This window comes from Acidobacteriota bacterium (assembly GCA_016716435.1).
In the GTDB taxonomy this organism is placed as follows: domain Bacteria; phylum Acidobacteriota; class Blastocatellia; order Pyrinomonadales; family Pyrinomonadaceae; genus OLB17.
Genome location: JADJWI010000003.1, coordinates 715,094 through 741,433, shown reverse-complemented (window position 1 = coordinate 741,433; position 26,340 = coordinate 715,094). Strand labels below are relative to the sequence as shown.

The 26,340-nt window shown below is 56.9% G+C and carries 24 protein-coding genes and 1 pseudogene; 16 read left to right on the top strand and 9 right to left on the bottom strand.

The window, feature by feature from the left end:
- Positions 1 to 8: 8 nt before the first annotated feature.
- A pseudogene (locus IPM21_06805) lies at positions 9 to 2,839 on the top strand (bifunctional transaldolase/phosoglucose isomerase).
- Positions 2,840 to 2,842: 3 nt separating this feature from the next.
- The gene (pgl, locus tag IPM21_06800; GenBank protein ID MBK9163617.1) at positions 2,843 to 3,571 is read left to right on the top strand and encodes a 6-phosphogluconolactonase; all 729 of its coding nucleotides are present in this window, start codon (positions 2,843 to 2,845) and stop codon (positions 3,569 to 3,571) included.
- Here pgl and IPM21_06795 read toward each other — a convergent pair.
- The 4 genes from IPM21_06795 to IPM21_06780 are packed head-to-tail and all read right to left on the bottom strand — an operon-like array spanning position 3,562 to position 6,320.
- The gene (locus tag IPM21_06795; GenBank protein MBK9163616.1) at positions 3,562 to 4,020 is read right to left on the bottom strand and encodes a hypothetical protein; all 459 of its coding nucleotides are present in this window, start codon (positions 4,018 to 4,020) and stop codon (positions 3,562 to 3,564) included. The genes pgl and IPM21_06795 overlap by 10 nt on opposite strands.
- A gap of 18 nt (positions 4,021 to 4,038) precedes the next feature.
- Positions 4,039 to 4,344: a hypothetical protein gene (locus IPM21_06790; GenBank protein ID MBK9163615.1), complete on the bottom strand. Its 306-nt coding sequence runs from the start codon at positions 4,342 to 4,344 to the stop codon at positions 4,039 to 4,041.
- Positions 4,331 to 5,611, bottom strand: coding sequence for an aspartyl protease family protein (locus IPM21_06785; GenBank protein MBK9163614.1), 1,281 nt, complete (start codon positions 5,609 to 5,611; stop codon positions 4,331 to 4,333). The genes IPM21_06790 and IPM21_06785 overlap by 14 nt, the downstream gene beginning before the upstream one ends.
- A 46-nt stretch (positions 5,612 to 5,657) precedes the next feature.
- Entirely contained in the window at positions 5,658 to 6,320 is a 663-nt protein-coding gene (locus IPM21_06780; protein ID MBK9163613.1) for an N-glycosylase, read from the bottom strand.
- A 333-nt stretch (positions 6,321 to 6,653) separates the two neighbouring features.
- Between IPM21_06780 and IPM21_06775 the strand changes: the two genes are divergently transcribed.
- From IPM21_06775 to IPM21_06730, 10 genes are all read left to right on the top strand, one after another.
- On the top strand, positions 6,654 to 8,060 hold the full coding sequence (locus tag IPM21_06775) for a D-alanyl-D-alanine carboxypeptidase (protein MBK9163612.1): 1,407 nt from the start codon (positions 6,654 to 6,656) through the stop codon (positions 8,058 to 8,060).
- A gap of 118 nt (positions 8,061 to 8,178) precedes the next feature.
- On the top strand, positions 8,179 to 9,948 hold the full coding sequence (gene murJ, locus IPM21_06770) for a murein biosynthesis integral membrane protein MurJ (GenBank protein MBK9163611.1): 1,770 nt from the start codon (positions 8,179 to 8,181) through the stop codon (positions 9,946 to 9,948).
- Between the two features lie 37 nt (positions 9,949 to 9,985).
- Positions 9,986 to 10,228, top strand: coding sequence for a DUF433 domain-containing protein (locus IPM21_06765; protein MBK9163610.1), 243 nt, complete (start codon positions 9,986 to 9,988; stop codon positions 10,226 to 10,228).
- Entirely contained in the window at positions 10,228 to 10,587 is a 360-nt protein-coding gene (locus IPM21_06760) for a DUF5615 family PIN-like protein (GenBank protein MBK9163609.1), read from the top strand. Before IPM21_06765 ends, IPM21_06760 begins: the two co-directional genes overlap by 1 nt.
- 12 nt (positions 10,588 to 10,599) lie before the next feature.
- Positions 10,600 to 11,103: a gamma carbonic anhydrase family protein gene (locus IPM21_06755; protein MBK9163608.1), complete on the top strand. Its 504-nt coding sequence runs from the start codon at positions 10,600 to 10,602 to the stop codon at positions 11,101 to 11,103.
- 117 nt (positions 11,104 to 11,220) lie between these two features.
- Entirely contained in the window at positions 11,221 to 12,618 is a 1,398-nt protein-coding gene (hisS, locus tag IPM21_06750) for a histidine--tRNA ligase (GenBank protein ID MBK9163607.1), read from the top strand.
- Positions 12,619 to 12,666: 48 nt separating this feature from the next.
- Positions 12,667 to 13,775 (top strand): IS3 family transposase gene (locus tag IPM21_06745; protein MBK9163606.1). Its coding sequence is split into 2 segments (ribosomal slippage): positions 12,667 to 12,916 and positions 12,916 to 13,775, totalling 1,110 coding nucleotides; the frame shifts between segments, so codons are not numbered across the junction.
- A 122-nt stretch (positions 13,776 to 13,897) separates the two neighbouring features.
- Positions 13,898 to 14,248: a four helix bundle protein gene (locus tag IPM21_06740; GenBank protein MBK9163605.1), complete on the top strand. Its 351-nt coding sequence runs from the start codon at positions 13,898 to 13,900 to the stop codon at positions 14,246 to 14,248.
- An 80-nt stretch (positions 14,249 to 14,328) separates the two neighbouring features.
- Positions 14,329 to 16,011, top strand: coding sequence for a sulfate permease (sulP, locus tag IPM21_06735; GenBank protein MBK9163604.1), 1,683 nt, complete (start codon positions 14,329 to 14,331; stop codon positions 16,009 to 16,011).
- Complete coding sequence (locus IPM21_06730) at positions 16,008 to 16,607, top strand: DUF1572 family protein (GenBank protein MBK9163603.1); 600 nt, start codon at positions 16,008 to 16,010, stop codon at positions 16,605 to 16,607. Before sulP ends, IPM21_06730 begins: the two co-directional genes overlap by 4 nt.
- 21 nt (positions 16,608 to 16,628) lie before the next feature.
- Here IPM21_06730 and IPM21_06725 read toward each other — a convergent pair whose 3' ends face one another.
- Entirely contained in the window at positions 16,629 to 17,033 is a 405-nt protein-coding gene (locus tag IPM21_06725) for a hypothetical protein (protein MBK9163602.1), read from the bottom strand.
- 188 nt (positions 17,034 to 17,221) lie between these two features.
- On the opposite strand from IPM21_06725, the gene IPM21_06720 reads away from it, so the two are divergent.
- The 3 genes from IPM21_06720 to ispG all read left to right on the top strand — a co-directional run bounded on the left by IPM21_06720 (position 17,222) and on the right by ispG (position 21,003).
- The gene (locus IPM21_06720) at positions 17,222 to 18,397 is read left to right on the top strand and encodes a 1-deoxy-D-xylulose-5-phosphate reductoisomerase (protein MBK9163601.1); all 1,176 of its coding nucleotides are present in this window, start codon (positions 17,222 to 17,224) and stop codon (positions 18,395 to 18,397) included.
- A gap of 109 nt (positions 18,398 to 18,506) precedes the next feature.
- Positions 18,507 to 19,874 (top strand): RIP metalloprotease RseP, encoded by a 1,368-nt coding sequence (gene rseP / locus IPM21_06715; GenBank protein ID MBK9163600.1) that lies wholly within the window; start codon positions 18,507 to 18,509, stop codon positions 19,872 to 19,874.
- A 19-nt stretch (positions 19,875 to 19,893) separates the two neighbouring features.
- Positions 19,894 to 21,003 (top strand): flavodoxin-dependent (E)-4-hydroxy-3-methylbut-2-enyl-diphosphate synthase, encoded by a 1,110-nt coding sequence (ispG, locus tag IPM21_06710; protein ID MBK9163599.1) that lies wholly within the window; start codon positions 19,894 to 19,896, stop codon positions 21,001 to 21,003.
- 9 nt (positions 21,004 to 21,012) lie between these two features.
- Here ispG and IPM21_06705 read toward each other — a convergent pair whose 3' ends face one another.
- Together IPM21_06705 and IPM21_06700 are read right to left on the bottom strand one after the other, a co-directional pair.
- Entirely contained in the window at positions 21,013 to 21,456 is a 444-nt protein-coding gene (locus tag IPM21_06705) for a DUF2752 domain-containing protein (GenBank protein ID MBK9163598.1), read from the bottom strand.
- Positions 21,457 to 21,483: 27 nt separating this feature from the next.
- A complete protein-coding gene (locus IPM21_06700) occupies positions 21,484 to 22,512 on the bottom strand; it encodes a DNA polymerase III subunit delta' (protein ID MBK9163597.1) in 1,029 nt (342 codons plus the stop codon).
- 136 nt (positions 22,513 to 22,648) lie between these two features.
- On the opposite strand from IPM21_06700, the gene IPM21_06695 reads away from it, so the two are divergent.
- Positions 22,649 to 23,449 (top strand): energy transducer TonB, encoded by an 801-nt coding sequence (locus tag IPM21_06695; protein ID MBK9163596.1) that lies wholly within the window; start codon positions 22,649 to 22,651, stop codon positions 23,447 to 23,449.
- A gap of 80 nt (positions 23,450 to 23,529) precedes the next feature.
- On the opposite strand, the gene IPM21_06690 is transcribed toward IPM21_06695, so the two are convergent.
- Positions 23,530 to 24,975: a DUF512 domain-containing protein gene (locus IPM21_06690; GenBank protein MBK9163595.1), complete on the bottom strand. Its 1,446-nt coding sequence runs from the start codon at positions 24,973 to 24,975 to the stop codon at positions 23,530 to 23,532.
- 84 nt (positions 24,976 to 25,059) lie between these two features.
- Complete coding sequence (gene ald, locus IPM21_06685) at positions 25,060 to 26,196, bottom strand: alanine dehydrogenase (protein MBK9163594.1); 1,137 nt, start codon at positions 26,194 to 26,196, stop codon at positions 25,060 to 25,062.
- Positions 26,197 to 26,340: the final 144 nt, after the last annotated feature.

The window sequence follows — 26,340 nt, the reverse complement described above, 5'->3', positions numbered from 1 at the left end:
AAACGCAAATGAACTCTAATCCGCTCGTTCGGCTTGCCGAGTTTGGCCAATCGCCGTGGTTCGATTTCATCAGCCGCGACATCATCGAAAGCGGCGAACTTGCCCGCCTCGTCGAGGCAGACGGGCTGAAAGGCGTCACCTCAAACCCCGCGATATTCGAAAAGGCTGTTTCCTCGGGAACCGCATACGACGACTTCATCCGCGAGAATACCCCTGGTTCAAGGGATGCCGTCGATCTTTACGAAAAGCTCGCCGTCCGCGACGTTCAGGATGCGGCCGACATTCTCCGCGGAGTTTATGATGCAACCGATGGCGGCGACGGGTTCGTCTCGCTTGAGGTTTCGCCGCATCTTGCGTTTGATACAGAAAAGACGATCGCCGAGGCCCGCAGGCTCTGGCAAATGGTCGATCGGCCGAACCTGATGGTGAAAGTTCCGGCAACGCCCGAGGGCATTCCCGCCATCGATCAACTGATCGCCGACGGCATCAACATCAACGTCACGCTTCTCTTCGCGCAGGCCGCCTATCGCGATGTTGCCAATGCGTACGTCGCCGGTTTGAAACGCAGGAGCGATGCCGGCGAAGACATCGGCCGCGTCGCTTCGGTCGCAAGCTTCTTCGTTTCGCGGATCGATTCGCTCGTCGATAAGCAGATCGAAGAGCGGCTCGCCACAGCCGAAGGTGACGATAAGGCAAGGCTCGAAAGCCTTCGCGGCAAGGTCGCGGTGGCCAACGCCAAGCTCGCCTATCAGGCTTATCTTGAGATCTTCTCAGGCGAAGAATGGGAAGCTCTCGCCGCAAAAGGAGCGATGCCGCAGCAAGTTCTCTGGGCCTCGACCGGTACCAAGAACAAGGAATACAGCGATGTGCTTTACATCGATGAACTCATCGGCCCGGACACCGTTAACACGATCCCGCCGGCGACCTGGGACGCCTTCCGCGACCACGGCACCGTCAAACAGACGCTCACCGAAGGCGTAGATGAAGCCCGCGAAACACTCGCCGATCTCGCTGCCGCCGGCATCTCGCTCGATGCCGCGACCGACCAGCTCCTTGCCGAAGCGGTCAGACTTTTTGTCGAGCCTTTCGACAAAATGATCACCGCCGTCGGCGAAGCGATGAACGAGGTGAACCAATGAGCGTTGGGCCAATGCGCCTGACGTTCCCGCCGGAACTCTCGCAGGCGATCGACGCTGAGCTCGCCGCCTGGGACGGGGTCGGCAATACCGAACTGCTATGGAACCGGGACGCGAGCCTCTGGACCGGAGCCGACGAAGCCAAATGGCTCGGCTGGCTCGACGTAATGGACCGCCAGCTTTCTGACCCCGCCCGCTTTCCGCGATTTGCCGCCGAAGTAAAGGCCCGAGAATTCGACGACATTGTCCTTCTCGGAATGGGAGGTTCGTCGCTTTGTCCTGAGGTGCTCAGTTTCACATTCGGCCGGCGTGCGGGTTTCCCACGTCTTTCTATTCTCGACTCGACCGATCCAGAGCAGGTCCTTGCCCTCGACCGGCGGCTCGACATCTCAAAAACACTTTTCTTTGTTTCGAGCAAATCCGGTTCAACGCTCGAGCCTAACGTCTTCTTCGCCTATTTCTTCGACCGTGCCCGACAGGAACTCGGCGACGCTGCCGGCTCGCATTTTATCGCCATCACCGATCCGGGCTCGAAGATGGAAAGCGTTGCCAAAGAACATGGCTTTTGGAAGACGTTCTTCGGCGAGCCCAACATCGGCGGCCGCTTTTCGGCGCTTTCTGATTTTGGAATGCTGCCGCTCGCCGCGATGGGCGTTGACGTCACGGACTTCCTTTTACGGTCGCGTGCGATGGCAAAGGGGTGCCGCCTGCCCGCAACGCAGAATCCGGGCGTTCGGCTTGGCGTCGCTCTCGGGACCGCGTGGAAGATGGGCCACGACAAGCTGACCATAATTACCGAGAAAAGCATCTTCGACCTCGGGGCGTGGATGGAACAGCTCGTCGCCGAAAGCACCGGCAAGCATGGTAAGGCGATCATCCCGGTCGACCGCGAGCCTCTGATCGCCCCGGAAAATTACGGCACCGATCGGATCTTCGTCCACATAGCGACCGATGGCGAAAGCGCGTTTGCCGATGCGGTCGCCGCCATCGAATCTGCCGGCCACCCGGTCATCCGAATTACGCTTCGCGAACGGATGGACCTCGGGCAAGAATTTTTCCGCTGGGAGATCGCGACCGCCGCCGCTGGGGCGATACTCGGGATCAACCCCTTCGACCAACCGGACGTTGAGGCGAGCAAGATCGAAACCCGAAAGCTGACCGATGAGTTTGAAGAGACCGGGTCTTTGCCCGCGGAAACACCTCGCTTCATTGATGGAAACATCTCGCTTTTCTGCGACGACGCGAACGCCGCGACCCTCGGCATTGATGACGGCCAGACCTTGAGCCAGGCTCTCCGGAGGCACCTCGGCCGCATTTCAGCCGGCGATTATTTCGCGATGCTCGCGTATATAAATATGAACGCGGCGAACGAAGCGGCGCTTCAGCAGATCCGAGAAGCCGTTTTGAGGCGTAACGGCAATGCAACGTGCATAGGCTTCGGGCCGCGCTTTCTCCACTCGACCGGGCAAGCCTACAAGGGCGGAGCGAACAACGGCGTGTTTCTCCAGTTGACCTGCGACGATGCTGAAGACGTTCCGGTTCCCGGGCAGAAATATTCTTTCGGCGTGGTCAAAGCGGCGCAGTCACGCGGCGACCTCGAAGTGCTTTCCGAGCGAGGCCGGAGGGCGATCCGCCTCCACATATCGGGCGAGATCGGCGAGGCACTTTCACGCATCGGCAATATCGTGAGCGGTGCGGAGTAAACAATGGCCCGCGGTGAACTTGTTATCTGCAAAGACCCGGACTCGGTAGCCGAAAAGGCGGCCGAGTTTTTTATTGACTGTGGCCGAAAGGCGATCGCCGAACGCGGCCGCTTCAATGTCGTCCTCTCCGGCGGCTCGACGCCAAAGCTTATGTTCAAAAAGCTCGCCGTTAAACTCACTCAAGCGAAGAGCCCGATCGAGCTCGAGAACATTTACTTCTTCTTAGGCGACGAGCGAATGGTTCCGCCAAACTCGGACGAAAGCAATTTCCGAATGGCGAACGATCTGCTTCTCCAGCCGGCAAGCGTACCCGAAGCAAATATTTTCCGCTACCGGACTGAGCTTGAACCGCACGTAGCAGCTTCCGGCTATGCTGCTGCGATCCGAGAGCATTTCAGCACAGCAAACGGCATCCCCGTCTTTGACCTCGTCTTTCTCGGCCTCGGGACAGATGGCCATACGGCTTCGCTCTTTCCCGGAACGGATGTCCTTTTTGAAACTTATGAGCTTGTCTCGGCAGTTTTCGTCCCGCAGCTTGATGCCTTTCGACTGACGCTAACCGTGCCCGTGCTCAATGCCGCGGTAGCGGTTGCTTTTCTTGTAACAGGAGAAGATAAACGAAATGTGCTTCGGAGAGTTCGGGAAGGTGACGAACGGTTGCCGGCGTCGCTGATCTCGCCGGCCGGGGAGCTTCTTTGGTTTGCTGATGAGGCCGCCGCGGGTCAGCCGTGAACAAGAAATTCCGGCGTGACGATCGTCGGAGAAAAGAACCCGGCCGCCGCGTTGAACATCTTGATCCTCGCCTGCTTCCTGACGTTGGCGATATGCCCGAAGTTCCACGTCACCAGATAATCCACTTTGTGAAACGAAGCAAGCGCAACGTGCAGAGCGTCCGCCATAAATCGGCGGTGAAAGATCCCGCGTGAGACATAGCCATCGGCAAGTATCGCCGCCTCATCGGTCAGCTCAAGCCTCGGCATGAACTTTATCAGGTTTAGATAGCTAGAGCGGTGCGGCTCATCGAGCCGTTCAAGCTCGCGCTGAACAAGGATCGAGGTAAAGGCCTCGTATTCGAGCAGCTCGTGCTCCATCCAGCGGATGGTAAGGTCGCGCCGCAAAACATCCTCGTTATCGAGGTATGCCCCGATAACGGAGGTTTCAAGATAAATGCCCAACTTCATTAATAAGGGCGAGCGGGACTATTGCGGCTCCTTGACCGGGGCAAAGGCGACCCTTGAGTTCTTAAAATCAAAGGTCATGCGGAAATTCCTGAGAAAGTTACCACCGAGAATGCCCGATTGTGTAAATCCCGACGCTTCATTGATGATACCAAGGTCGAGAGCGATCGCCATAACGTCCGACCGCGTGTGGTCGGCGAAGCTTAGCCGAGGCAGATCGTATGACGGCACATCTTCGGTGATCCCGGCCGAACCGATGACTCGCATTCGCTGCTCGCGCAGGCCCGGGCTTACCGTCGAAACTAAAGCGATCTCATCTGAGATCACTGAAACGCTCGGCCCCTGTATCAACGATGAAGTTAAGCGGAGATTCAACGCCTTCGAGCTGCACCTCGCCGCTCAGGAACCCGCTCGAGGTAAGCCGCAGCGGCACCGCATTATCAAGCGAAATGGCCTTTGCAAGTTCTGAGTCTTTCCGCGTAAGCGTGAACTTTTCGTCGCCGTAATCTACCGTGGTGAGAAATTTTGAAATGACCGAGAGCCCGATGTAGCCGTCGAAGCGAAGCGAGGGGTTGTGAAACTTGCGGATATAGACGGGCACATTGCGGATCCGCATCTCGCCGATCTCTACGCTCCTGAGAAAACCGTAAACTATCTCGAACTTGCCGTCGCCGCCGAGGCCCTTTGCTTCTCCGCCGCGAGCGACGGGCTTTATGTTGAGACGTTCGGCCGTTTCGTCTGAAATAACGGTTATTCCAGAGCCGGTATCAAGCACGAACTGAAGCGGCTCTTTGCCATCGTTTACATGAACCTCAAGCACGGGCCGGTTTCCGATCAGCGTTAAGTTGATGGTCGAAGTATCGGGCCCGGAGGTCGTGTAAATTGCGGTCCTCGAGCCTAAAAATGTAAGAAAATTTATAAGTCCTCGGATGCGGTCGCGGCGTTCGTCGTTTTGGTCTTGAGAGATCTCGAGGAACCGTCGATAAGCATCCGCAGCCTCTTTGTATTTCTCCGAACGGGCCGCAACCTGGGCGAGCGAAAAGATAGCATCCGTATTCCGCGGATCGTGGAAAACCGATTCGCGCAAATTCGCGAGGCTTTCCTCGACCCGGTTTTCGTAGTATTCAAGAAGTCCGAGCGAATACCAGACAAGAGCCTCGCCCTTGTCCAACATGAGCGCCTCAATAAGAACCGCCTTTGCCTCAACAAACTGACCGAGCGATAGAAGGGTCGTCCCGACCAATGCGAAGGCCCGCGCATTTTTGCGATCGGCCTGGGCAACACCGACGCTCAGTTCATAAGCCTCGGCCAGCCTTCGCTGCTTGATCATCAAATGAGCGATTTTTAGCTTCGCGTCTGTGTAATCAGGGGCGATGGTGAGTGCCTGCCTGTAGAGATCCTCGGCCTCGACCGCCTTTCCGCGCCGCAACAGCTTATCGGCCTCGCGGACCATCTTTTTCGGGTCTTTCTGGTCTGCGGAGCTATAGGCCGGGACCGAAGAGAAGAGCGTGAACGCTACTGCAGCAAGGAGAACAAACCTGTATCGTGATCGGGCCGGGTGGGTCGGCGAGTAAGAAAAGACGCTCAGTGACATATTGCTATACCTCATTTCCGATCGTGTTCGGTTTGCTTACATATTGTTACTTTAGGATCTCTCCGGTTTTAATGGACCAAAGCACGAGGTCCATCTCGTCCGCGTCGATCCCTAGCTCAAAGGAAAATGCTTTTAGCCGCGACTCTGCCTCCAGATATCGGGCCCTTGTCGAGGGCGGCCTTGGGTCGCCAATTACGCCAAGTTCGGCAAGGCAGTTCAAAACGTGCTTATCAAGGATCGCGTAGCCCTTAAAGCCAATATTGCGAAGAAAATGGCTGGCTTCCTTATAGCCGAGGCCCTTAATACCCGGATCCTTGACGAGCCAATCGCGTCTTTCTAAAGGGTCGGTGAATGAAACGAGCCTGCTTTTCAGCGAGATGCGTCCATTCCCGAAAAGGTTGCCGCGGGTAAAGGTTATATATTTCGACCTCGCGTTCGGGTAGCGATGGCTCCCGACCAGCGCCGCAGCAAGTTCGGGTTGGCTTCCGTGCATCAGCAGGTGCCTAACAGCCTCGACCGAGCGGAGCCCCATCTTTGCCGAGCAGCCGCCGGTAAAGAAGCAAAAGACCATCTCCTCCCATACCCGCTCGTCGGTTCCTTGTTCAAATATCTCTTCAAATTCGCGAAGACGCTCTCGGATCGCGGCATTCCGTTCGCGGTGCGTCCTCTTTATCAGATCATGCGTGACGGGGCCGGCCTGTTTTTTCACAATGTTGGCAAAACAAAATTCTATGCCTGTGTTACATCCGTGTCAACGATTTTTCCTTTCTGCCCGCCAAGAGCCGGTAGATTTAACATCGGGATCGTGGAACAAAACCAAGTGATCAGGCGTTATTAGTTTCTGCGATGGTTGCCATTACGGGTGTTTGTGATTTAATACATCGAATACGGCACGGAAGGTATCTAAATGATCGGACGGCGGGTGCCGTTGGGAGTGAGGAAAAATGGGGTTGAATCTGCGAGGTTCGATTGTTATACTGGGAAATGCCCGCGAGATACGGATTTCGGGCCGTCCTCATAAACACCCTTTAGTTAAGACTTAATGACCAACAGATTTTTCAAGAGCATCCTGCTCGCAGTAGCATTTTTCGCCCTCGGCGAAGGTATTGCCGCACAAACGGTCGCCCGGCCGCTCTTGCAGGACATCGAGGTGCAGCGTGAGCCTGCCCCGACTCCTACTCCACTGATCAGGAGGACAGTCAGTTCTTCGCGTGCCGACGATGTTGTTGTCGGCGTCAACTCGCCGATCGCGGGCGTAAAAACTTCGATCCCGGTTCTTGCAGAAACGGAAATTCCGGGCCTCTCGGGTGTTTTGGTCCAGAATCTTCGCGGTGATGTTGTTATTGCCTCCGGCACCGAGACCCCGCTCAATCCAGCCTCGAACGTCAAGATCGCAACGACCTACGCCGTCCTGAAAAGGTTCGGGCCCAATTACCGCTTTTCAACCAACGTTTGGACCGACGGCAGTTACGACCAATCGACCGCAACCATCCGCGGAAATCTTTACATCACGGGCAGCGACCCCGTCTTTTCTTACGAGGACGCGATCAATCTCGCAAACGAGCTCAACCGCATTGGCATTCGAAGCGTCGAGGGCGACCTGATCCTTGCCGATACGATGGTCTTCAATTACGGCAACCTCACAGCACGTTCGGGCCAAACGGTCCTTAACACATTGGATGCTACAAAGCGTCCGGCGGCGGCATCCCGGGCATGGGGCAGCTTCCGCATAAATTCGGGCAAGTATCAGCAACTCAACGAAATTCCGAGCATCTCATTCACAGGCTCGGTTCAAATTCAGACACGGCCGGCTGACGCCAATCTTCTTTTCTCGCACCAATCGGCTCCGCTCAAGGACATCGTCAAAGTGATGATGAGCTACTCGAACAATTTTCTGTCCGAAAAGCTCGGCGATATGGTCGGTGGGCCTTTCGGCATTGCACGCGTGGTTCAGGAAGATACGGGTTCAGCCCCACAGGAATTTTACATCCAGACGGCAAGCGGGCTCGGCATTAACCGCGTTACCGCAACGGCGATGATGCGGCTTCTCCGTACGCTTCGAGCAAAGCTTGGCGAATGGGATATGTCGCTTGACGATGTGATGCCGGTCGCCGGAATGGACAACGGCACGCTCGCAGGCAGATTTGCGACCGATTTTTCACGCGGCAGCGTGGTCGGCAAAACAGGCACACTTGGCCGGACCGATGGCGGAGTCAGTGCACTTGCCGGCGAGATTAATACGCGAAATGGCCGCCTGCTCTTTGTTATCTTCAATCAACGCGGCAGCGTTCCGCGATTTCGCTCGTTCCAGAATTATTACGTTTCGCTGATCCAGGGCCAGTTCGGCGGAGCAGCTCCGATCGGTTACACAGGCAAGGCAGTCGATTCGCTTTTGACGAAGACCGCTTTCGCTTACCCGGATTCGCGGCCTCGCGTCGCTGGCAACTAAGGGCCAACACATCAGCTATTAACTCGAGAGGAAGCCACGCCGGCTTCCTCTTTTTAGTTTTGCGGTTGAATGACGGCCGCCGTTGATGCAAACTTCTTGCTTTGGAAGCAGCCGACCCATGGCCCAGACCGATCAAGAACCAGTCGAAAGCGAATCACCGGAGCAACTGGCCGATCCCTCGACCGCCGAAGAGGCCGCCGACGTCCCGCCCGAGAAGCAGCGAAGCGTTGCCCGCTCGGCCGGAATTGTTTCGATCGCGGTGATGTTCTCCCGCGTCCTCGGGCTTGTCCGCGAGACGGTCTTTGCCAAATATTTCGGCGCCGGATTTCTCTACGACACCTTCATCGTTGGCTTTCGGATCCCGAACCTTCTCCGCGACCTCTTCGCCGAAGGAGCCCTCTCGGCAGCTTTCGTTAAGGTCTTCACCGACTATCAGTTGAAGAACAGCGAGAAGGAAGCATGGCGGCTCGCGAGCCTCGTCTTCAACTGCCTCGCCGTCGTGCTCGGTGTCATCACGATCATCGGCATCCTTCTCTCGCCGCTATTCGTCAAGCTGATCACCTACAACTACCTCGGCGACCCGAATCACTATTACCCCGCCGAGAAAGCTGCACTCGCCACCACGCTGATGCAGATAATGTTCCCGTTCATCCTGCTCGTCGCGTTGGCGGCATTGGCGATGGGCGTACTGAACACGAAGGGAAAATTCGGGATACCCGCATCGGCGTCGACCGCGTTCAACATCGCGTCGATCATCTTCGGACTCGCGTTTGCATTCTGGCTCAGCGGCGGTTCGTGGGATCGCTCGACCGACAAGCTTACGATTCCCGCCGATGCGGCTCAATGGGCGATCATCGGCATGGCGATCGGTACCATCGTCGGCGGCGCGGCCCAGTTCCTGATACAGCTGCCATCGCTCTGGAAGGTCGGATTCCGATTCTCGCTGAACCTAAACTTCCGCGACGAAGGCGTCCGCCGCGTGATGCGTCTGATGGGCCCGGCCATCATCGGTACCGGTGCGATACAGGTAAAGGTGTTGGTCGATACGGTAGTCGCATCGGGCATCGACGGCGGAGCCTCCTGGCTCTCATACGCGTTTCGGCTGATGCAGTTCCCGATCGGCGTTTTCGGCGTCGCGATCGGAACAGCAGCTATCCCGACGTTGTCGCGGCTAGCGTCGGAAGAGAACTTCACGAAGTTTCGCTCAACGCTTTCCGACGCGATCAAGCTGGTATTTCTGCTCGCCATTCCATCGGCATGCGGGCTCGTGGTACTCGCCGACCCGATCATCAGCCTGATATACCAACGAGGCGAGTTCGATGCTTTCGACACGAACATGACCGGATGGGCGTTGGCAGCATATTCGATCGGGCTCGCGGGCTACGCAGCGATCAAGGTTCTCTCGCCCGCGTTTTACGCTCTCGACGACGCAAAGACGCCAATGTACATCTCGCTCGCGTCGATCATTGTCCATGTGCCGTCGAGCTTCGGCCTGATGCAGTTGCTCTCGACCGTCGGCGTCTCGCCCGAGCGGCCGAACGGCTTTGGCCACGTCGGCGTCGCCCTTGCCACCTCGACCGTGGCGCTCGTAAATTTCATAGCGCTTACGATGCTAATGCGCCGCAAGATCGGCCGCCTCAACGGCCGCGACATCATTGCCGCACTCGTCAAGATCGCAATCGCATCAGCGGCAATGTCCGTCGTCTGCTACTTGAGCTATCAATACATCTCCGGTCTTTTCGCAGCGGAGACCTTCATCTCGCGGCTCCTCGAAGCCTTTGTCCCGATCGGCCTCGGCGGCGTTACCTTCCTCGTCGCGGCCAAGCTTCTCCGGATCGGCGAGGTCGAGCAGGTGGTTTCAATGCTGCGGCGAAAGCTGGGAAAATAGTGAAACCGCACGCGCGCATTTGTGGTAAGTTATTGCTATGGAATCCGAGGACCTACTAAAGCGAATAACGATGAATCCGGATATTTGTTTCGGCAAGCCAACCATCCGAAATATGCGTTATCCGGTCGAGTTGATCTTGGAACTATTGGCGTCAGGTATGACCACTGAAGAGATCTTGGCGGACTATGAGGATCTCGAGAAAGAGGACATATATGCCGCTTTGTATTTCGCGACAAGGCTTTCGAAATTAGGGAGCATAACTGAAGCTATTGCGGCGTGATGAAACTGATCGTTGACGCTCAATTGCCGCGTCGTTTAAGCAACTGGTTTTGCTCTATCGGACATGATTCGATCCATACGCTTGATCTGCCTGAGCGAAACCGGACAGCGGACGACTCGGTCGCGAGAATTGCTGATTCCGACGGTCGAATTGTTGTCACAAAGGACTCAGATTTCCTAAGCCTCAAGTTACTGACGCATTCACCCCGCAAGCTGCTTTTTGTTTCGGCAGGCAATTTGAACAACGACTCGCTCATGCATATGTTCGAATCGAACATCGACATTGTTGAAAAGCTCTTCTTAACGTTCGAGATCGTGGAAATCAATGCGTCAATGGTGATCGGGCGCAATCTCGACTAAGCTAGGTTCGTCATGTCGATCAAAACGTTTAACGGCGTCGAGCCAAGAATCCACGAAACTGCGTTCATTGCCGATGATGCCATCGTTATCGGCGATGTTGAGGTCGGCGAGGATGCTAGCATTTGGTTCGGGTCCATCGTCCGCGGCGATGTGAATTTTATCCGCATCGGCGCCCGGACGAACATCCAGGACGCGACCGTTATCCACGTCAGCTCAAAGACGCACTCGACCATTCTCGAACACGAGGTTACGGTCGGCCATCGCGTAACGCTTCACGGCTGCTATGTCGAAACGGGCTGCCTGATCGGCATCGGGGCGATCTTGCTCGATGGCGTCCGCGTCGGGGCAAATTCGCTGGTCGCCGCCGGCTCGCTGCTGACGCCCGGAACCGAGATACCGCCCGGCTCGCTCGTCATGGGCTCGCCCGCAAGAGTAAAACGCCCGCTGACCAAGGCCGAGCTCGCCGACCTCCCCCGCTTCTGGCAAAACTACGTCGAACTCAAGAAGCACTATTAGCGAACAACGGATTAACGCGAATCAACACGGATTGCCAGAATATTTTCTGGAATCCGCGGAAATCTGCGTATATCCGTTGTTATCCTTACCGTGCGTCTCTGCGGTAAACTATCGTTTATGTCCAAAACCAACCCGGCGCGCGGCATGCGCGATTTTCTCCCCGCCGATGTCCGCAAGCGTGAATACGTTATCGGCATCATCAAAGAGGTTTACGAGAGCTACGGCTTCGAGCCGCTCGAAACACCCGCGGTCGAGAACCTCGAGACCCTGATGGGCAAATATGGCGAGGAAGGCAATCAGCTTATCTTCAAGATCCTGAAACGCGGGGAAAAGTTGGCCGAGGTTGCGAAGTTGCGAAGTTCCGAAGCTGACGAACTTTCGCAACATCGCAACCTCGAAACTTCGCAACTCTCTGATTTGGCCTTGCGTTACGACCTGACCGTCCCGCTCGCCCGCGTTGTCGCGCATCACCGGAACGACCTGCCGAAGTTCTTCAAGCGTTACCAGATACAGCCCGTTTGGCGTGCCGACCGCCCCGCCCGCGGCCGCTTTCGCGAATTTTATCAATGCGACGTTGACGCCATCGGCTCGTCGTCGATGACGGTCGAGGCGGAGTTGATAATGGCGGTTACTGAGATACTTCGCCGGCTTGGGTTTGCGGATTTTACCATACGTTTGAACCACCGCGAGGTGCTGGCGGACATACTCGATACCGCGGGCGTTCCTACCGAAAAGCATAGCGATGCGCTCGTTGCGATCGACAAGATCGACAAGATCGGCGCCGAAGGCGTCGCAAAAGAGCTGGCCGACCGCGGCATTAGCGACGCGGCAGCTACAATGCTGCTCGACATTTTTGAACAGACGCAGAAGATAGTTGACGACGGAAAGGAGATCAACCGAACGATCGTCAGCAATTTGGTGAACATCGTAAGCAACGAGGTGCTGACCGATATCGGCCACGTTCTAACGTTTGCGGGCGATTGCCCGGTCCAACTCGATCCATCGCTCGCCCGCGGGCTTTCTTATTACACCGGAGCGATCTTCGAAATTAATGTTCCCGACCTCGCCGGTTCGCTCGGCGGCGGTGGGCGATATGACGGGCTGATCGGGATGTTTGGCAAAGAGCAGATACCGGCGTGCGGATTTTCGCTCGGGCTTGAACGCATTCTTGTCGTAATGGAAGAGCGCGGAATGTTTCCGCCGGAGATCGCCGATTCGACCCCCGCCGACGTAATGGTCACCATCTGGAGCGAAGAGACGGTCGCCGAATCGCTAAAGCTCGCCGCCGAACTCCGTTCCGCCGGCCTTCGCGCTACCGTCTATCCCGAGCCCGATAAATTTGGCAAGCAAATGAAATACGCCGACCAGATCAAGGTTCCCTACGTCGCCGTCCTCGGCGAAAGCGAGATCGCCGAAGGCAAGGTCACGCTCAAGAATATGAAAACCGGCGAACAGGAGCCTGTCGATCGGGATCAGTTAGTTCTGACCTCCCCCCGAAAAAAGATACCAAACTAAAATAGAGGAAGCCGGGTAATTATGACAATATGAGGAGACATAATTACCATGAAGAGATCGAAGTTTACGGAGCAGCAGATCGTGTTTGCGTTGAAGCAGGCGGAGACCGGAGTTCCAGTCGCGGAGGTGTGCCGGAAGATGGGTGTGAGCGAGGCGACTTTCTACAACTGGAAGAAGAAGTACGATGGACTTGGAACGGCGGAGTTGAGGCGGTTGAGGCAGCTCGAGGAAGAGAATCTGCAGTTGAAGCGGGTGGTGGCGGATCTGAGCTTGGACAAGCAGATGCTGCAGGACGTGTTAAAAAAAAGTGTCTGAGTGCAAAGCAGAAAAAGCAGTTAGTAAGGTGGTTGCTGGATTCTTACCGGGTCTCGGAACGCCGGGCGTGTTCGGTGGTGGCGATCTCGCGGAAGGTGTTCCGGTATATCGAGCGGCCGAGAGATGACCGGGCAGTGAGGCGGCGGATCAGGGAGATCGCGGAAACGCGGGTAAGATACGGTTTCTGGCGGATCCACACGGTTCTCAGACGTGAAGGCTGGCGGGACAACCACAAGCGTACGTACCGCATATACAAGGAAGAGGGCTTGAACCTGAGACGGAAGAGGCCGAGAAGGCGAAAGGCGGCGGCCCATAGAATGGAGCGGCCAGTTCTTACCGGTCCGCATGAGTGCTGGAGCATGGACTTCGTCGCCGACCAGCTGTTCGACGGGAGCCGTTTTCGGGTCTTAACTTTAGTCGATAATTATAGTCGCGAATGTCTGGAGATCGAGGTCGGCCAGTCCTTGAAAGGCCCCGATGTTGTCAATGTGATGGAGCGCATCAAACAGACGAGAGGGCTTGTGCCAAAGCGAATACAGGTCGATAACGGCAGCGAGTTCATCTCGAAGGTGCTTGACCACTGGGCATACGAGAACGATGTCACGCTGGACTTCTCACGGCCGGGAAAGCCCACGGATAACGCCTTCATCGAGTCCTTCAACGGCAGCTTTCGCGACGAATGCCTGAACGTCAACTGGTTCCTGTCGATCGAAGATGCGGTCGAGAAGATCCGGGCATTCAAGGATGATTACAACGGATTCAGGCCGCACTCCGCACTGTGCGGCCTGACCCCGAACGAGGCAGTTCAAAACTACCAGGAAACCCGAAATCCTCTAGTTTAGATCGGTAACAAGAATAGGGGGGAGGTCAGTTCAAGCTGTTAGCCATAAGCTGTAAGCTTTTAGCAAGAAATTTTAAGAGGCTAACGGCTTACGGCTAAAAGCTAATAGCTTGACGAAAACTTATGCAGGATTTCAGAAACTTAAAGGTATGGCAGCGGGCACATGACCTGGCGCTTCTCACCTACAAGTTGACGGCCGATTTTCCGCGGGAAGAGACTTTTGGATTGCGTCATTCGCTGCGAAAGACGGCGGTCGATATTCCTGCCTACATTGCCGAGGGTGCCGCCAAGGCTAACGACGCCGAGTTCGCAGCGTCGGTAAATTTTGCCTTATCGCTGGCAAAGCGTTTGGAGTATTACGCTCTTATGGCCCACGACTTAGAACTTATTGAGCCGGCGAGTTACCAGTCCATAAGCTCTGAGGTGATGGAGGTTCAGAAGATGCTTGCCGGTTTCAAACGCAGGCTGCAATGAAGATCTCGTATAAATTGTGTGCATGATTCTCGTGTCCGCCGAAAGTCCATTGCCGAATTCACTCGACAATAGGTAAGCAGATGTCTCAGCAATTCGAACCAAAACTGCTGTCGGTCCTGAAAGAAGGATATACGTTCAAGCAGTTTCAGGGCGATCTGATGGGCGGTTTGACGGTCGGTGTAGTCGCACTTCCACTGGCCATTGCTCTTGCCATCGCTTCGGGTGTAAAGCCGGAGCAAGGGCTTTACACTGCGATCGTTGCCGGGTTCGTCATCGCCATACTCGGCGGCTCGCGTACACAGATAAGCGGCCCCACCGGTGCGTTCGTCGTCATTGTTTACGGCATCGTCCAGAAATACGGCTACGACGGCCTGGTGGTCGCAACGCTGATCGCAGGCGTAATGCTCATAATAATGGGTCTTGCTCGCATGGGAGCGTTGCTCAAGTTCGTACCGTATCCGGTAATTGTCGGTTTTACATCCGGGATCGCGGTAATAATCTCCTCATCACAGATCAATGACCTGCTTGGACTGAACATCGAAAGAGTTCCCGCGGACTTCATCGAAAAGTGGATCGAATACTTCCGCCATATCGGCAATGTCGATCCCTACACCCTCGCCGTCGGTGCCGCTTCTCTCTTTATCATCATCATCTGGCCAAAAGTAACGCACCGCGTCCCCGGACAACTGATCGCTATCCTTGCCGTGACTTTCGCGGTTCAATATTTTCAGATACCGGTTGCGACCATCGAATCGCGGTTTGGCGGCATGCCGACCGGGCTTCCCTCACCGCAACTGCCGACCGTGACCTGGGCGGTATTCCAGGAACTGTTCACGCCGGCCCTCACCATTGCAATACTTGCGGCGCTCGAGTCGCTGTTATCGTCGGTTGTCGCAGACGGCATGACCGGAACACGGCACCGCTCAAATATGGAACTCGTCGGCCAGGGGGCCGGCAACATCGCCTCGGCGATCTTCGGCGGAATTCCGGCGACCGGTGCGATAGCTCGCACGGCCACCAATATCAAAAGCGGCGGCAAGACCCCGTTCGCGGCTATAATTCATGCTGTTTTCCTACTGCTCGTCCTCCTGTTCATCGGTAAATGGGCAGCGATGATACCAATGGCGACTCTTGCCGCGGTTCTGATCGTCGTTGCCTACAACATGAGCGAGTGGCGCGAGTTCAAGCACCTGCTTAAGAGCCCGCGTGGCGACATTGCGGTTCTATTGGCAACATTTTTCCTGACGGTTTTTATCGAACTTACCGTGGCAATTCAGGTCGGCATTTTGCTTGCGGCGTTTCTCTTCCTCCAGAAAATGTCAAAAGAGGCCCACGTTGATGTCATCACGGATACCCTGGAAGAGGACGAGGAGTTCAAGTCCCGGGACATGTCGAAGATCGACATCCCGAAAGGCGTCGAGGTCTTTGAGGTTTACGGTTCGTTGTTTTTCGGAGCCGTAAGTCAATTCAAGGAATCGATACGCATTGTCACGACCAAGCCGAAGGTGATAATCCTCCGATTGCGGGAAGTTCCATCTATCGACGCGAGCGGGATCCACATTCTTGAAGAACTGGTAAAGGAAGCGCACGGGAGCGGATGTGTCATTGTATTTTCGGCGGTGTCGCGTGGGGTTTATCGAGTAATGCGCAAGAGCGGCTTTGTCGAAATGGTTGATAAAAAGAATTTTGCTCCGGACATATTCGGTGCACTTGAGATAGCAAAACGGCATCTTGATTCCGGTGAGATCGATAGGACGCAATGAACATTTTGAGCAATTACAAGGACGACGCGATACGCTCCTTTCGCAGCTACAAGCGGCTGGCCGAGCGGGCGCTGGAGCAGGTGAGCGACGACGAGTTCTTTCTCCAGATCGATGAAGAGTCAAATTCGCTTGCTCTAATCGTCAAGCATATCGCCGGCAATCAGCGTTCCCGCTGGCGTGACTTTCTCACCTCCGATGGCGAAAAGCCCGACCGCCATCGCGACACGGAGTTCGAGTTGATCGAGGATACGCGCGAATCGCTGATGGCTTATTGGGAATCGGGCTGGCAAACGCTTTTCGAAACGCTTGAGTCGCTTACGGCCGACGACTTCGAAAAGACCATCACCATCCGCGGCGAACCGCACACTGTAGTTGAAGCGATAAACCGCCAACTCACGCATTACCCATATCACATCGGCCAGATCGTCTTTTTGGCAAAGCACCTGCGGGCGAGCGAGTGGAAAACGCTAAGCGTCCCACGGAACCGCTCGGCCGAGTTCAATCGGTTTCTTTCCGAACGACAGGCCGCCGGAGATGAGCAAACCGACAGGCTTGAAGCGACGAATGAATTCGCGAAGAGGGAATATTCAAAATAAAGGCGGGGAGAGCCGCCACCTTTAGCGAACCCGAACGCGGCGAATGACCTGCGTCTTGGTTCGTCCGTTCGGCAAATGTGTAACGCGGATCGTCTCTCGATATGTCCTGAACCAGCGGCGGACGTAGCGGGTCGTCGTGTACGAATAGACCCGGCCGCGATTACCGCGACGGTCGTACCTGCGGTCGTAGCGTCGATCGTAACGCCGGTCACTCCGCCTGTCGTACCGCCCGTTCCGACGGTCCCTTCGGTCGTACCTGCGATCATAACGGCGGTCGTTGCGCCGGTCATACCGCCCGCGGCGCTGCTGGCCCTCCCAAAGTTGCTCTGCGGCTACCGAAGTTGAACCGGCCGCGCTTACGTTTATCGGCGGAAGAACGACCATAGCCATTCCAAACATCAGTGTAAAGATTATTGTCTTTTTCATAGCATTTCTCCTTTTTTAAGTAAGATCTGCCGTGCCCGATCGGGGCGAGCCTCGTCGCGCTTCGGTGAAGTGAAACGAACGAAAGGAAGTGTACGAATACTGTACACGGGCATGCAGTTGGCACTATGAAAACCGCAAAAACCGTGCCGAATCGGGCGGCCGTGTGTTAATCTTTAGCTTTCCCGTCGATGATGAAAGGCATCTCAATTCTCGGTTCCACCGGTTCTATTGGCCAAAATACGCTTCGCGTCGTTGAGCATCTTGGCGATCTTCGTGTTGTCGCAATGGCGGCGGGACGCAATATGACCGTCTTCGCAGACCAGATCGCAAAGTTTAAACCCGATTTGGTGTCTTGCGAAGATGAAGCTTGCGCCGAAGCTCTTGAGCGCGAGCTTGCCAAACGCGGTGCATCAATTCCGCAGATCGAGCTCAATGAAAATGGCCTGATAGCGGTCGCGACACACCCCGATGCAGAGACGGTCGTTTCCGCAACGGTCGGTGCGGTCGGCTTTGTGCCGACGCTTCGCGCCATCGAGGCCGGAAAGCGGATCGCTCTCGCCAATAAAGAAACACTCGTGATGGCCGGCGAACTGATGACTGCCGCGGCCGCAGCTAGCGGGGCAGAGATATTGCCGGTCGATAGCGAACACAACGCGATACACCAATGCCTCCGCGGCGAGAAAAACTCAGAGGTGCGGCGGCTAATTTTGACCGCATCGGGCGGGCCTTTTCGGACGAAGACCAAAGAAGAGATCGCCTCGGCGACCCGCGAAGAAGCACTCAACCACCCGAACTGGTCGATGGGCGAAAAGATCACCATCGATTCGGCGACGCTGATGAATAAGGGCCTCGAGGTCATCGAGGCAAGATGGCTTTTTGGATTCGATGCCGACCAGATATCGGTCATCGTCCATCCGCAATCGGTCGTTCATTCGATGGTTGAGATGGTCGATGGCTCAGTCATCGCCCAACTCGGCGTGACCGATATGAAACACCCGATCCAGTATGCGCTGACCTATCCGGACCGGACTGAGAATTGCCTCGAACCGCTCGACCTCGCCGCGGTCAGCGGGCTGACCTTTGAGGAGCCCGACACCGAACGCTTCCCGTGTCTCGGGCTCGCGTATCGGGCATTGCGGACGGGCGGGACGATGCCGGCCGTGCTCAATGCGGCAAATGAGGTCGCCGTCCGGGCATTCCTCGATGGCCGCATCGGGCTCGCCGAAATTGCGACGTTGAATGAAGCGGTAATGGGCGATCACGAACCGGTCCCGGCTGACAGCCTCGAAGCGGTGCTTTCGGCCGATGCATGGGCCCGCTCGCGCGCTATAATGAAACTTCAGCATTCCGCCTCGGCGGTTTAGCTTAGATAGAGGTCGCGGACCTATTGCCGTGATGTACCGAATATCTGCAACGTGTCCGTGTTTGATAAGCTCTAATTGAAATGCGTTCCCGGAAGCGCACCGTATTTATATGTGGGAGTATTTATTACCAGTTCTAGCCGTCGTTTTCGTTCTCGGCGTCGCAATTAATATTCACGAATTCGGCCATTTTATCGTGGCGAAGATGTTCGGCATGCGTGTCGAGGCTTACTCGTTCTTCGGCTTGGGCCCGCGGATCTGGGGCTTCAAACGCGGCCATACGGACTACCGCATTTCAGCGATCCCGCTCGGTGCCTACGTTAAGCTTTACGGCGATGAGGCAACGGCCTCGCTTGAGGGCGGCGAATCCGAGGGCGAAAAGGTCCCGGATGAAGAGCTTTATGAGCTTCGTCCCCGCTGGCAGAAATTTCTCGTCATGCTCGGCGGCCCGTTCATGAATATTCTGCTCGCACTTTCGATCCCCTTCGGAGCTGCAATGATCTACGGTATCCCGTCGATGCCCGCTCCGATCGTCGGAATGGTCGCTCCTGGTGGAGCGGCTGACCAGGCAGGAATTAAGCCTGGCGACCGCATCGTCGAGGTGGACACAGTCAAGAACCCGACCTGGGAACAGGTCCGCGACAATATCGCCATCTCGCCGGACCGCGAACTTCCGCTCAAGGTTGACCGCGGCGGCGAGCAACTCGCTCTGACGGTCAAACCGACGGCTGAAAGCATCGGCGGCAACCGCATCGGCGATATCGGCATGGTCCCGGATGCGGGCGTCGAACCCGTACAGGCAACGTCTATCGTCGAGGGCAGTCCCGCACAACAGGCAGGGCTCGAACCGGGCGACAAGGTCATGGCCTTTAACGGCAAAGCGGTCCGAAACTCGCAGGAGCTTACACTCCAGATCCGCGAGAACAAGGACGCCCCGGCAAAGCTGACCATCGAGCGAAACGGCGAACGGAAAGAGATCGACATCGCTGCCCGCCAAGATAGCGACGGCATTTTCCGCATCGGCGTCGGCTTTGGAGCCGCGGCGATCACGACCCGCGTCCCGACCGGCATTATTGGTGCGGCGACCTTTGCCTATCAGGCGAACATGCGTGTGCTCGTCATGACCGGCAAGGTCTTTGGCCAGCTTTTCTCGGGCCAGCGATCCGTACAGGACGCCGGAATCGCCGGCCCGGTCGGCATTGTCCGCACCATCGCAAGCGCGACCGAGGGCGGCGACACGCTCGCCAAACTTTTCTCGCTTTTAGCTGCGATCAGCCTCAGCCTCGGTATCTTTAACCTGCTGCCGATACCGCTGCTCGATGGCGGCCAGATAATGGTCCTCGGCATTGAGAAGGTGATGTCGTGGTTTGGTGCGACGCTCTCGCTCGCGATCAAGGAGAAGATCCAGCTTGCGGGGCTCGCGTTCATCTTGTTCCTGATGGTCTTCGTGACCTATATGGACATTTCAAAATTGTTCTAGCGCTGAAGTTCCGGCTTATATGAGTAGAGTCTCTAGAGCGGTAAAGATCCGCGATATACAGATCGGCGGCGGTGCTCCGGTAACGGTCCAGTCAATGACCAAGACCGACACGACCGACGTTGACGGAACCGTAAGGCAGATCGAGCAAATGGTCGAGGCCGGATGCGAGATCGTCCGCATCGCCGTGCCGGATGACGACGCGGCAGCCGCGCTCAAAGAGATCCGCAAGCGAACGGATATCCCGCTCGTTGCCGACATCCATTTCCACTACAAACTCGCCCTCAAGGCGCTCGAGGCCGGCGTCGATAAACTCCGCATCAATCCCGGCAACATCGGCAATATCGACCGCGTCCGCGAGGTCGTCCGCGCCGCCGAGGCGCAGAACGTCCCGATCCGCATCGGCGTAAATGGCGGCTCACTCGAGAAAGACCTGCTCAAAAAATATGGCACCGCAACGCCCGAAGCAATGGTCGAAAGCGGCATGCGGCACGTTCGCATTCTCGAAGACCTCGGCTTCGGCAACATCATCATTTCGCTCAAGGCGTCAGACGTTAACCGCATGGTCGAGGCCTATCGGCTGATGGCCGCGAAGGTCGATTACCCGCTTCACCTCGGCGTGACCGAGGCCGGAACGCCATTTGGCGGCACGATCAAATCCGCCATCGGGCTCGGGCTTCTGCTCCACGACGGCATCGGCGATACCATCCGCGTCTCGCTCGCGGCCGAGCCGCACGAGGAAGTGCGCGTCGGTTGGGAAATTCTGAAATCGCTCGAGCTTCGCAAACGCGGGGTCACGGTCGTCGCCTGCCCGACCTGCGGACGGCTCGACATCGACAACTTTGTCGAGATCGTCACCGAGGTCGAACGCCGCCTTGCCCACGTCGAGGAACCGCTCCACCTTTCGATCATGGGCTGCGCCGTGAATGGCCCCGGCGAGGCCCACGACTCGCAGCTCGGCATCACCTTCGGCCGCAACGTCGGAATGATCTTCAAAGACGGCGTCCCGATGCGGCGCGTCGCCGGCGAAGATATCGTCGAGGAATTCGTAAAAGAGGTAGAGATACTCCGGAAAGAAGGCTCAGCCGCAAAGTCTCTGCTAGAAAACAAACCGCTGGTCCAGATCACCTAGAAAAAGAGCCTAGGGAAACAAGATGTTGAACGGATAGTACGGCAGGTTCCTGACGAAACCGAACACCAGCAGGAGCACAAGCAAACCCCAGATCGCCGGGAGTGAAAGCGACCACGTCGGGAAGGCACGCCCGCGGACCATCACCAAGAAGAGCGAAAGATAAAAGAAGCCGAAGATCGCGACAAAAACCGGGATCATCGCGTTGAAGTCGAGCGCCCCGATCACGTCTCCGTGAAAGAGCCGGTGAAACCCGCGCGTCAGCCCGCAGCCCGGGCAGGCAAATCCGGTCGTTTTATAGAGCGGGCAAGCCGGCAAAAAGCTCGAAGACCTGGTCGGGTCAAAGTACCAAATAAGCCCCGCCCCAAGCGTCATCGCCCCAAAGCCCCCTCCTGCGAGCAGGCGCTCATTGGTCGTCGCGAGTCCGGTATTGGCCATGTTATCTGCAGCTTCCATTCGTTACCTGAAGTTTATCCGAACCCGCTAAACTCCCGCAAACTTCACAAAGAGAGCATCGGCCGCGATCTTTTTATTGAGATTCACATTTAGCGCCGCCCGTGTTTCTTCGATCGCCACGATCCAGCTCCCGGCCCGCAAAGCACCGGCCGTTGCGGCAAGCTCGCCGAGCTCGGCTCCGAGGTCGCGGTTCGTTACGAGTTCGCCGTCGCCCGCGGCGAGCACCATCACATCACGGGCCAGCGTTTCGAGAATATCGAGCGAGGCCTCGAAGTTCTCCTTGTTCTTCGCGTCGTTCATTTGTTCGCCGGCCGCGAGCAAGGCCGCGAGGTCGCTGGCGATCGCCGCATCATGCAGAACGCCGAGCATCGCCGAACGCTGCTCCCGAAATGCCGCCGTATCCATAACGGCCGCCGTGCCAAGACTGCCCTTTGCTGCGATCGCGGAAAGCCGCGCATCTTCAGTAGAGAATCCCCGTTCGCGTACCAGATATTCCTCGACCTCCGCCGTCGCCACCGGCCCAAACCGAACAGCTTGCGTCCGCGAGAGAATGGTCGGACGCAAGCGATCCGGCTGTGCGGTAACAAGAATGATATGCGACGTAGCCGGCGGCTCTTCCAGCGTCTTTAGCAGAGCATTCGCCGCTGGGTCATTCATCTTCTCAGCGTTGTCGATAATGAAGATCCGCGATTCCGCTTCATAGGGCCGGAAGTTCGCCTCGCGTTCAAGGTCGCGGATGGCATCGACGAGGATATTGCGCTTGTAAGGCACCACGGTCCCAACGTCCAGATGCTCGCTAAAGATAACGCGCTCAAAGTCGTCACGGTTTTCGTAAGTTGCGACCGGTATCACAAACCGGCCCGCTCGTTTACACACCGGACACTTGCCGCAGCCGCCCGCCGTGCAGATCAACTTGCGGGCCACCTCAAGTGCGAACTCGCGCTTGCCGACGCCCTCCGGCCCGGTGAAGAGCAACGCGTTGGGCAATCGGCCGACCTCGAACATCCGCTCGAGCCGCTTCTTCGCGTTTATGTTGCCGACAAGTCTGGTGAACATCCGTAGGTCGATTCTAGCAGAACAGCCCGCACCGCCTAAGACGGGAACAAATTCGGCGAAACGGTGTCTAAGCAAGTTACCGGAAACATCCGGGACGTCCGTTGGCACCGGCAGATCAAATTGGAGGAACCGAACTATGTTTGACGTACTTGTTGAAACGAATGGCTCCCGGGCCGATGCCCGCGGCCGCCGAAAATATTTTGCCGTCTCCGCACTTCTTGTTGGTGCCCTTTTTCTCTCTGCCGTGATCGTCAGCATCTATGCGGCCGACTTCGACATTGGCGGTGATATCGAAATGGCGAGGATGCTCGTCGCTCAGGTCGAGCCGGCCCAGCGTGTCATCGAGGAACCGCAGCCGAAGCAGCCCGCCGCCGCAAACACATCGAGCACCGATCGGCTTCCCTCCCGGACAGAGAGCATTGCCCGCATTGATGAGATGCAAAAAGCCCCGGACTCCGTCTCGACGGTGGTAAACACAATACCGCCGCGGCCGCTAGGCCCCTACGTGATCAATGACCGCAACTCTGGCCCGTTCTTTACCGGCGGCCGTCCCGATGGAACCTCGCGCAATTCGGGTAGTAGCGTTTCGAGTTCAAGCTCGGGCGAGATCAGCAGGCCCGTTCCCGAACGTGTCGAGAGCATACCGCCGCCGCCCGCGATAAAGAAGCCGACAGCACCGATCTCAAAAGGCGTTATAACTGGCGAGGCGATCTACCTGCCGAAGCCGCAATATCCCGCAACCGCGATGGCCGTCAACGCTCAGGGCAACGTAAGCGTCCAGGTGCTGATAGACGAAGACGGAAGGGTCGTTTCGGCAAAATCGGTCAGTGGGCATCCGCTTCTTCGTGCGGCCGCCATCGGTGCGGCACGAAGCGAAGTTCCGGCCAACGCTGCTTTCAAACCAGCCGGTGAAAGTGACCGGCGTGATCGTCTATAAATTCACGCGATAGGAACTTGTTCAGACAAAAGCCCGGCGATCTTCGCTGATCGCCGGGCTCTTTTTTTTTGCGTTGTCGCCTAGATCGTTCTTGAGAGAAATTCAAACAGGTCCTCGGCGATGATCGGGACCGGATAGGCGTGCTCAAGCTCGGCAAACTGCATCCCATCGATCAGCACCGGCTCGTCAGATTTGATTACCGAGGGCGGTATCATCACAAAGTCGCCTTCCACCTCGTCGCGAACGCGCATCAGGTCGCTGCCCGAAAGAAGCCCCGCAACCGAGACGTCGCCGCCGAAATATTCATTCTTTACCGCCATCACCCGCAACCGCGAGCCGTGGACCTCATTGAAGCGGGCGATCTGCTCGCCGAGCGTCGGGGCAAACATCTCGCCGGTCAGGATCGTGCCATTAAGCTCCGATGCCCGCAAGCCGCCGCGTGCGGGATTACGCCGCACGGCTGGCTCGGCCGGCACTCTCGCCGCCGGATGCGTCCGGGCATCGACGAAAAACTTCCGGGCAATGCCGACCGCTTCCGCTCGCTCGCCCTCGGGAGTCTTCTTTAGCAGTTTCTCAAACGAATTTACGAACGAACGGATCATCCCGACGCCGTCTTCGATCTGCGGGTAATTTCCGTAGTGCCGCCGCGATGGGATCTCGGCACCGGCCCTTATGTAGATCTCGTCGCCGAGGAATGCGAAGGTCGCGCCAAGCGTTCGCCGAAATTCTTTCTGCAGCCGCTCGACCTCGCGGATCGTCCGCCGGCAAAATTCGGGCGTTACGCGGGTCAGCCGCTCATCGGTGTTATAACGCGTCAGGGCAACCGGGACGATCGCCGTGCTCACCACCTTCGGGTAACTGGCGGCAAGGTCGCGGAGCGTCTTTTCGAGCACCGGCCCGTCGTTTATCTCCGGGCAAAGCACGACCTGGGCGTGGATCTCGATGTCGGCCGCGAGCAGCCGCTCGATCTTGCCGGAGATATCCGCCCGCTTTTCGTCAACGCCGAGCAGATACGCTCGCGTCTTGAGGTCGGTCGCGTGGACCGAGACGTATTGCGGCGAGAGCCGCTGCTCGATAACGCGGTTCATCTCGTCCTCGGTTATCGAGGATAGCGTCGTGTAGTTGCCGTAGAGAAATGAGAGCCGGATGTCCTCATCGCGGACAAAAAGCGAGGGCCGTGCGTCCTCGGGATTGCCCTTGCAAAAGCAAAACAGGCACTCGTTCGCACACTGCCGCGGAACGATCTGCTCAAACCCGAGCCCGAAGTCCTCGCCCTCTTCGCGGTCAAATTCTATCTCAAGCGTTTCGCCATTCGCTTTTTTTACACGCAGCGAAAGCTCGGTCTCGCCCGCCGTTTGGAAGCGAAAATCAAGATAGTCGCGAACCGTCCGCCCATTGACCTTGACGATGCGGTCGCCCGGACGCAGTTCCAACTCCTCGCCAAGACTGCCGGCCGTGATCTCAGTAATGATCACACCCTGCCTGCGAAGCTGCGTCACCGCCGGTGTTACCGCAAACTCGTACATAAATAAAGAGTGGCCAGTTGTTCGCGGCCGCCGGCCAGAGCGAACTTAACTGACCACTGACCACCGGCCACTGATAACTTCTTTCTAAGCCGCGGCCGTCTTGCCGCCATCGATGAGGCTTGAGAGCGGCGTGTATTCGATGTTCTGCGAGGTTGCTACGGCCTCGTAGGTGCACTTGCCGGCGTAGGTGTTAACGCCTTCCCAGAGCCCGGCGTCGTCGGCGATCGCCCGCTCAAAGCCCTTGTTTGCGAGCGAGAGAGCATAGGGCAGCGTCGCGTTGGTCAGAGCAAAGGTCGAGGTCCGCGGCACCGCACCCGGCATATTGGCCACGCAATAGTGAAGAACGCCTTCCTCGTAATAGGTCGGGTTCGAGTGCGTGGTCGCCCGCGTCGTTTCAAAACATCCGCCCTGGTCAACGGCAACGTCAACAAGCACCGCACCCTGCGGGATAAGGTGAAGCATATCGCGGGTAACGAGCTTCGGCGCCGCCGCACCGACAACGAGCACCGCGCCGATGACGAGATCGGCATGCGAGATGGCCTCTTCTATCTGGTAACGCGAGGAGGCAAGCGTCTGCACCTTTGAGAGAAATATGTCGTCAAGCTGCCGCAGGCGGTCGAGATTGCGGTCGATGATGGTGACCTTTGCACCGAGGCCGACGGCCATTTTCGCGGCTTCCGTACCGACGATGCCGCCGCCGATGATGACCACATTTGCTGCCGGAACTCCCGGAACGCCGCCGAGCAAAATGCCCTTGCCGCCGTTCATTTTCTCAAGATAGGTCGCACCGACCTGGACCGACATACGGCCCGCAACCTCTGACATCGGCGTCAGCAGCGGCAAACGGCCCTGCTTGTCCGTGATGGTCTCATAGGCGACGCCCGTCACGTTTCGCTCCATCATCTGCTTGGTCAGCTCAAATTCCGGAGCCAGATGCAGATAGGTGAAGAGCAGTTGGTTCTCCCGCATCCGCGGATATTCGGGTGCGATCGGCTCCTTGACCTTGACGATCATGTCGCCCTCAGCCCAGATCTCGTCGGCGGTCTCGAGCATCGTCGCTCCCGCACTTTCATACTGTTCATCCGTAAAGCCCGAGCCCTCGCCCGCACTCTTTTCCACATAGACCGTGTGTCCGGCACCCGCGAGCGCATGCACGCCCGCCGGCGTCAACCCGACCCGATATTCATTGTCCTTTATCTCTTTTGGCAGTCCGATCTTCATCTAAAATTCTCCGGTTTTTATGGGCTATACCCGATATCGTTTTTAAATTACCGCAATCCAATAAAATATCATTATGGCCACCTGAAAACAACGAACCGGAATTCCAAATTTCAAATTCCAAATTCCAGATTCCAGATCTTAAAT

Bases quoted from the DNA above. Each gene is read 5' to 3' on its own strand.
- pgl (MBK9163617.1), top strand. From the start codon at position 2,843: ATGGCCCGCGGTGAACTTGTTATCTGCAAAGACCCGGACTCGGTAGCC.
- IPM21_06795 (MBK9163616.1), bottom strand. From the start codon at position 4,020: ATGAAGTTGGGCATTTATCTTGAAACCTCCGTTATCGGGGCATACCTC.
- IPM21_06785 (MBK9163614.1), bottom strand. From the start codon at position 5,611: ATGTCACTGAGCGTCTTTTCTTACTCGCCGACCCACCCGGCCCGATCA.
- IPM21_06775 (MBK9163612.1), top strand. From the start codon at position 6,654: ATGACCAACAGATTTTTCAAGAGCATCCTGCTCGCAGTAGCATTTTTC.
- murJ (MBK9163611.1), top strand. From the start codon at position 8,179: ATGGCCCAGACCGATCAAGAACCAGTCGAAAGCGAATCACCGGAGCAA.
- IPM21_06765 (MBK9163610.1), top strand. From the start codon at position 9,986: ATGGAATCCGAGGACCTACTAAAGCGAATAACGATGAATCCGGATATT.
- IPM21_06760 (MBK9163609.1), top strand. From the start codon at position 10,228: ATGAAACTGATCGTTGACGCTCAATTGCCGCGTCGTTTAAGCAACTGG.
- IPM21_06755 (MBK9163608.1), top strand. From the start codon at position 10,600: ATGTCGATCAAAACGTTTAACGGCGTCGAGCCAAGAATCCACGAAACT.
- hisS (MBK9163607.1), top strand. From the start codon at position 11,221: ATGTCCAAAACCAACCCGGCGCGCGGCATGCGCGATTTTCTCCCCGCC.
- IPM21_06740 (MBK9163605.1), top strand. From the start codon at position 13,898: ATGCAGGATTTCAGAAACTTAAAGGTATGGCAGCGGGCACATGACCTG.
- sulP (MBK9163604.1), top strand. From the start codon at position 14,329: ATGTCTCAGCAATTCGAACCAAAACTGCTGTCGGTCCTGAAAGAAGGA.
- IPM21_06730 (MBK9163603.1), top strand. From the start codon at position 16,008: ATGAACATTTTGAGCAATTACAAGGACGACGCGATACGCTCCTTTCGC.
- IPM21_06725 (MBK9163602.1), bottom strand. From the start codon at position 17,033: ATGAAAAAGACAATAATCTTTACACTGATGTTTGGAATGGCTATGGTC.
- IPM21_06720 (MBK9163601.1), top strand. From the start codon at position 17,222: ATGATGAAAGGCATCTCAATTCTCGGTTCCACCGGTTCTATTGGCCAA.
- rseP (MBK9163600.1), top strand. From the start codon at position 18,507: ATGTGGGAGTATTTATTACCAGTTCTAGCCGTCGTTTTCGTTCTCGGC.
- ispG (MBK9163599.1), top strand. From the start codon at position 19,894: ATGAGTAGAGTCTCTAGAGCGGTAAAGATCCGCGATATACAGATCGGC.
- IPM21_06705 (MBK9163598.1), bottom strand. From the start codon at position 21,456: ATGGAAGCTGCAGATAACATGGCCAATACCGGACTCGCGACGACCAAT.
- IPM21_06700 (MBK9163597.1), bottom strand. From the start codon at position 22,512: ATGTTCACCAGACTTGTCGGCAACATAAACGCGAAGAAGCGGCTCGAG.
- IPM21_06695 (MBK9163596.1), top strand. From the start codon at position 22,649: ATGTTTGACGTACTTGTTGAAACGAATGGCTCCCGGGCCGATGCCCGC.
- IPM21_06690 (MBK9163595.1), bottom strand. From the start codon at position 24,975: ATGTACGAGTTTGCGGTAACACCGGCGGTGACGCAGCTTCGCAGGCAG.
- ald (MBK9163594.1), bottom strand. From the start codon at position 26,196: ATGAAGATCGGACTGCCAAAAGAGATAAAGGACAATGAATATCGGGTC.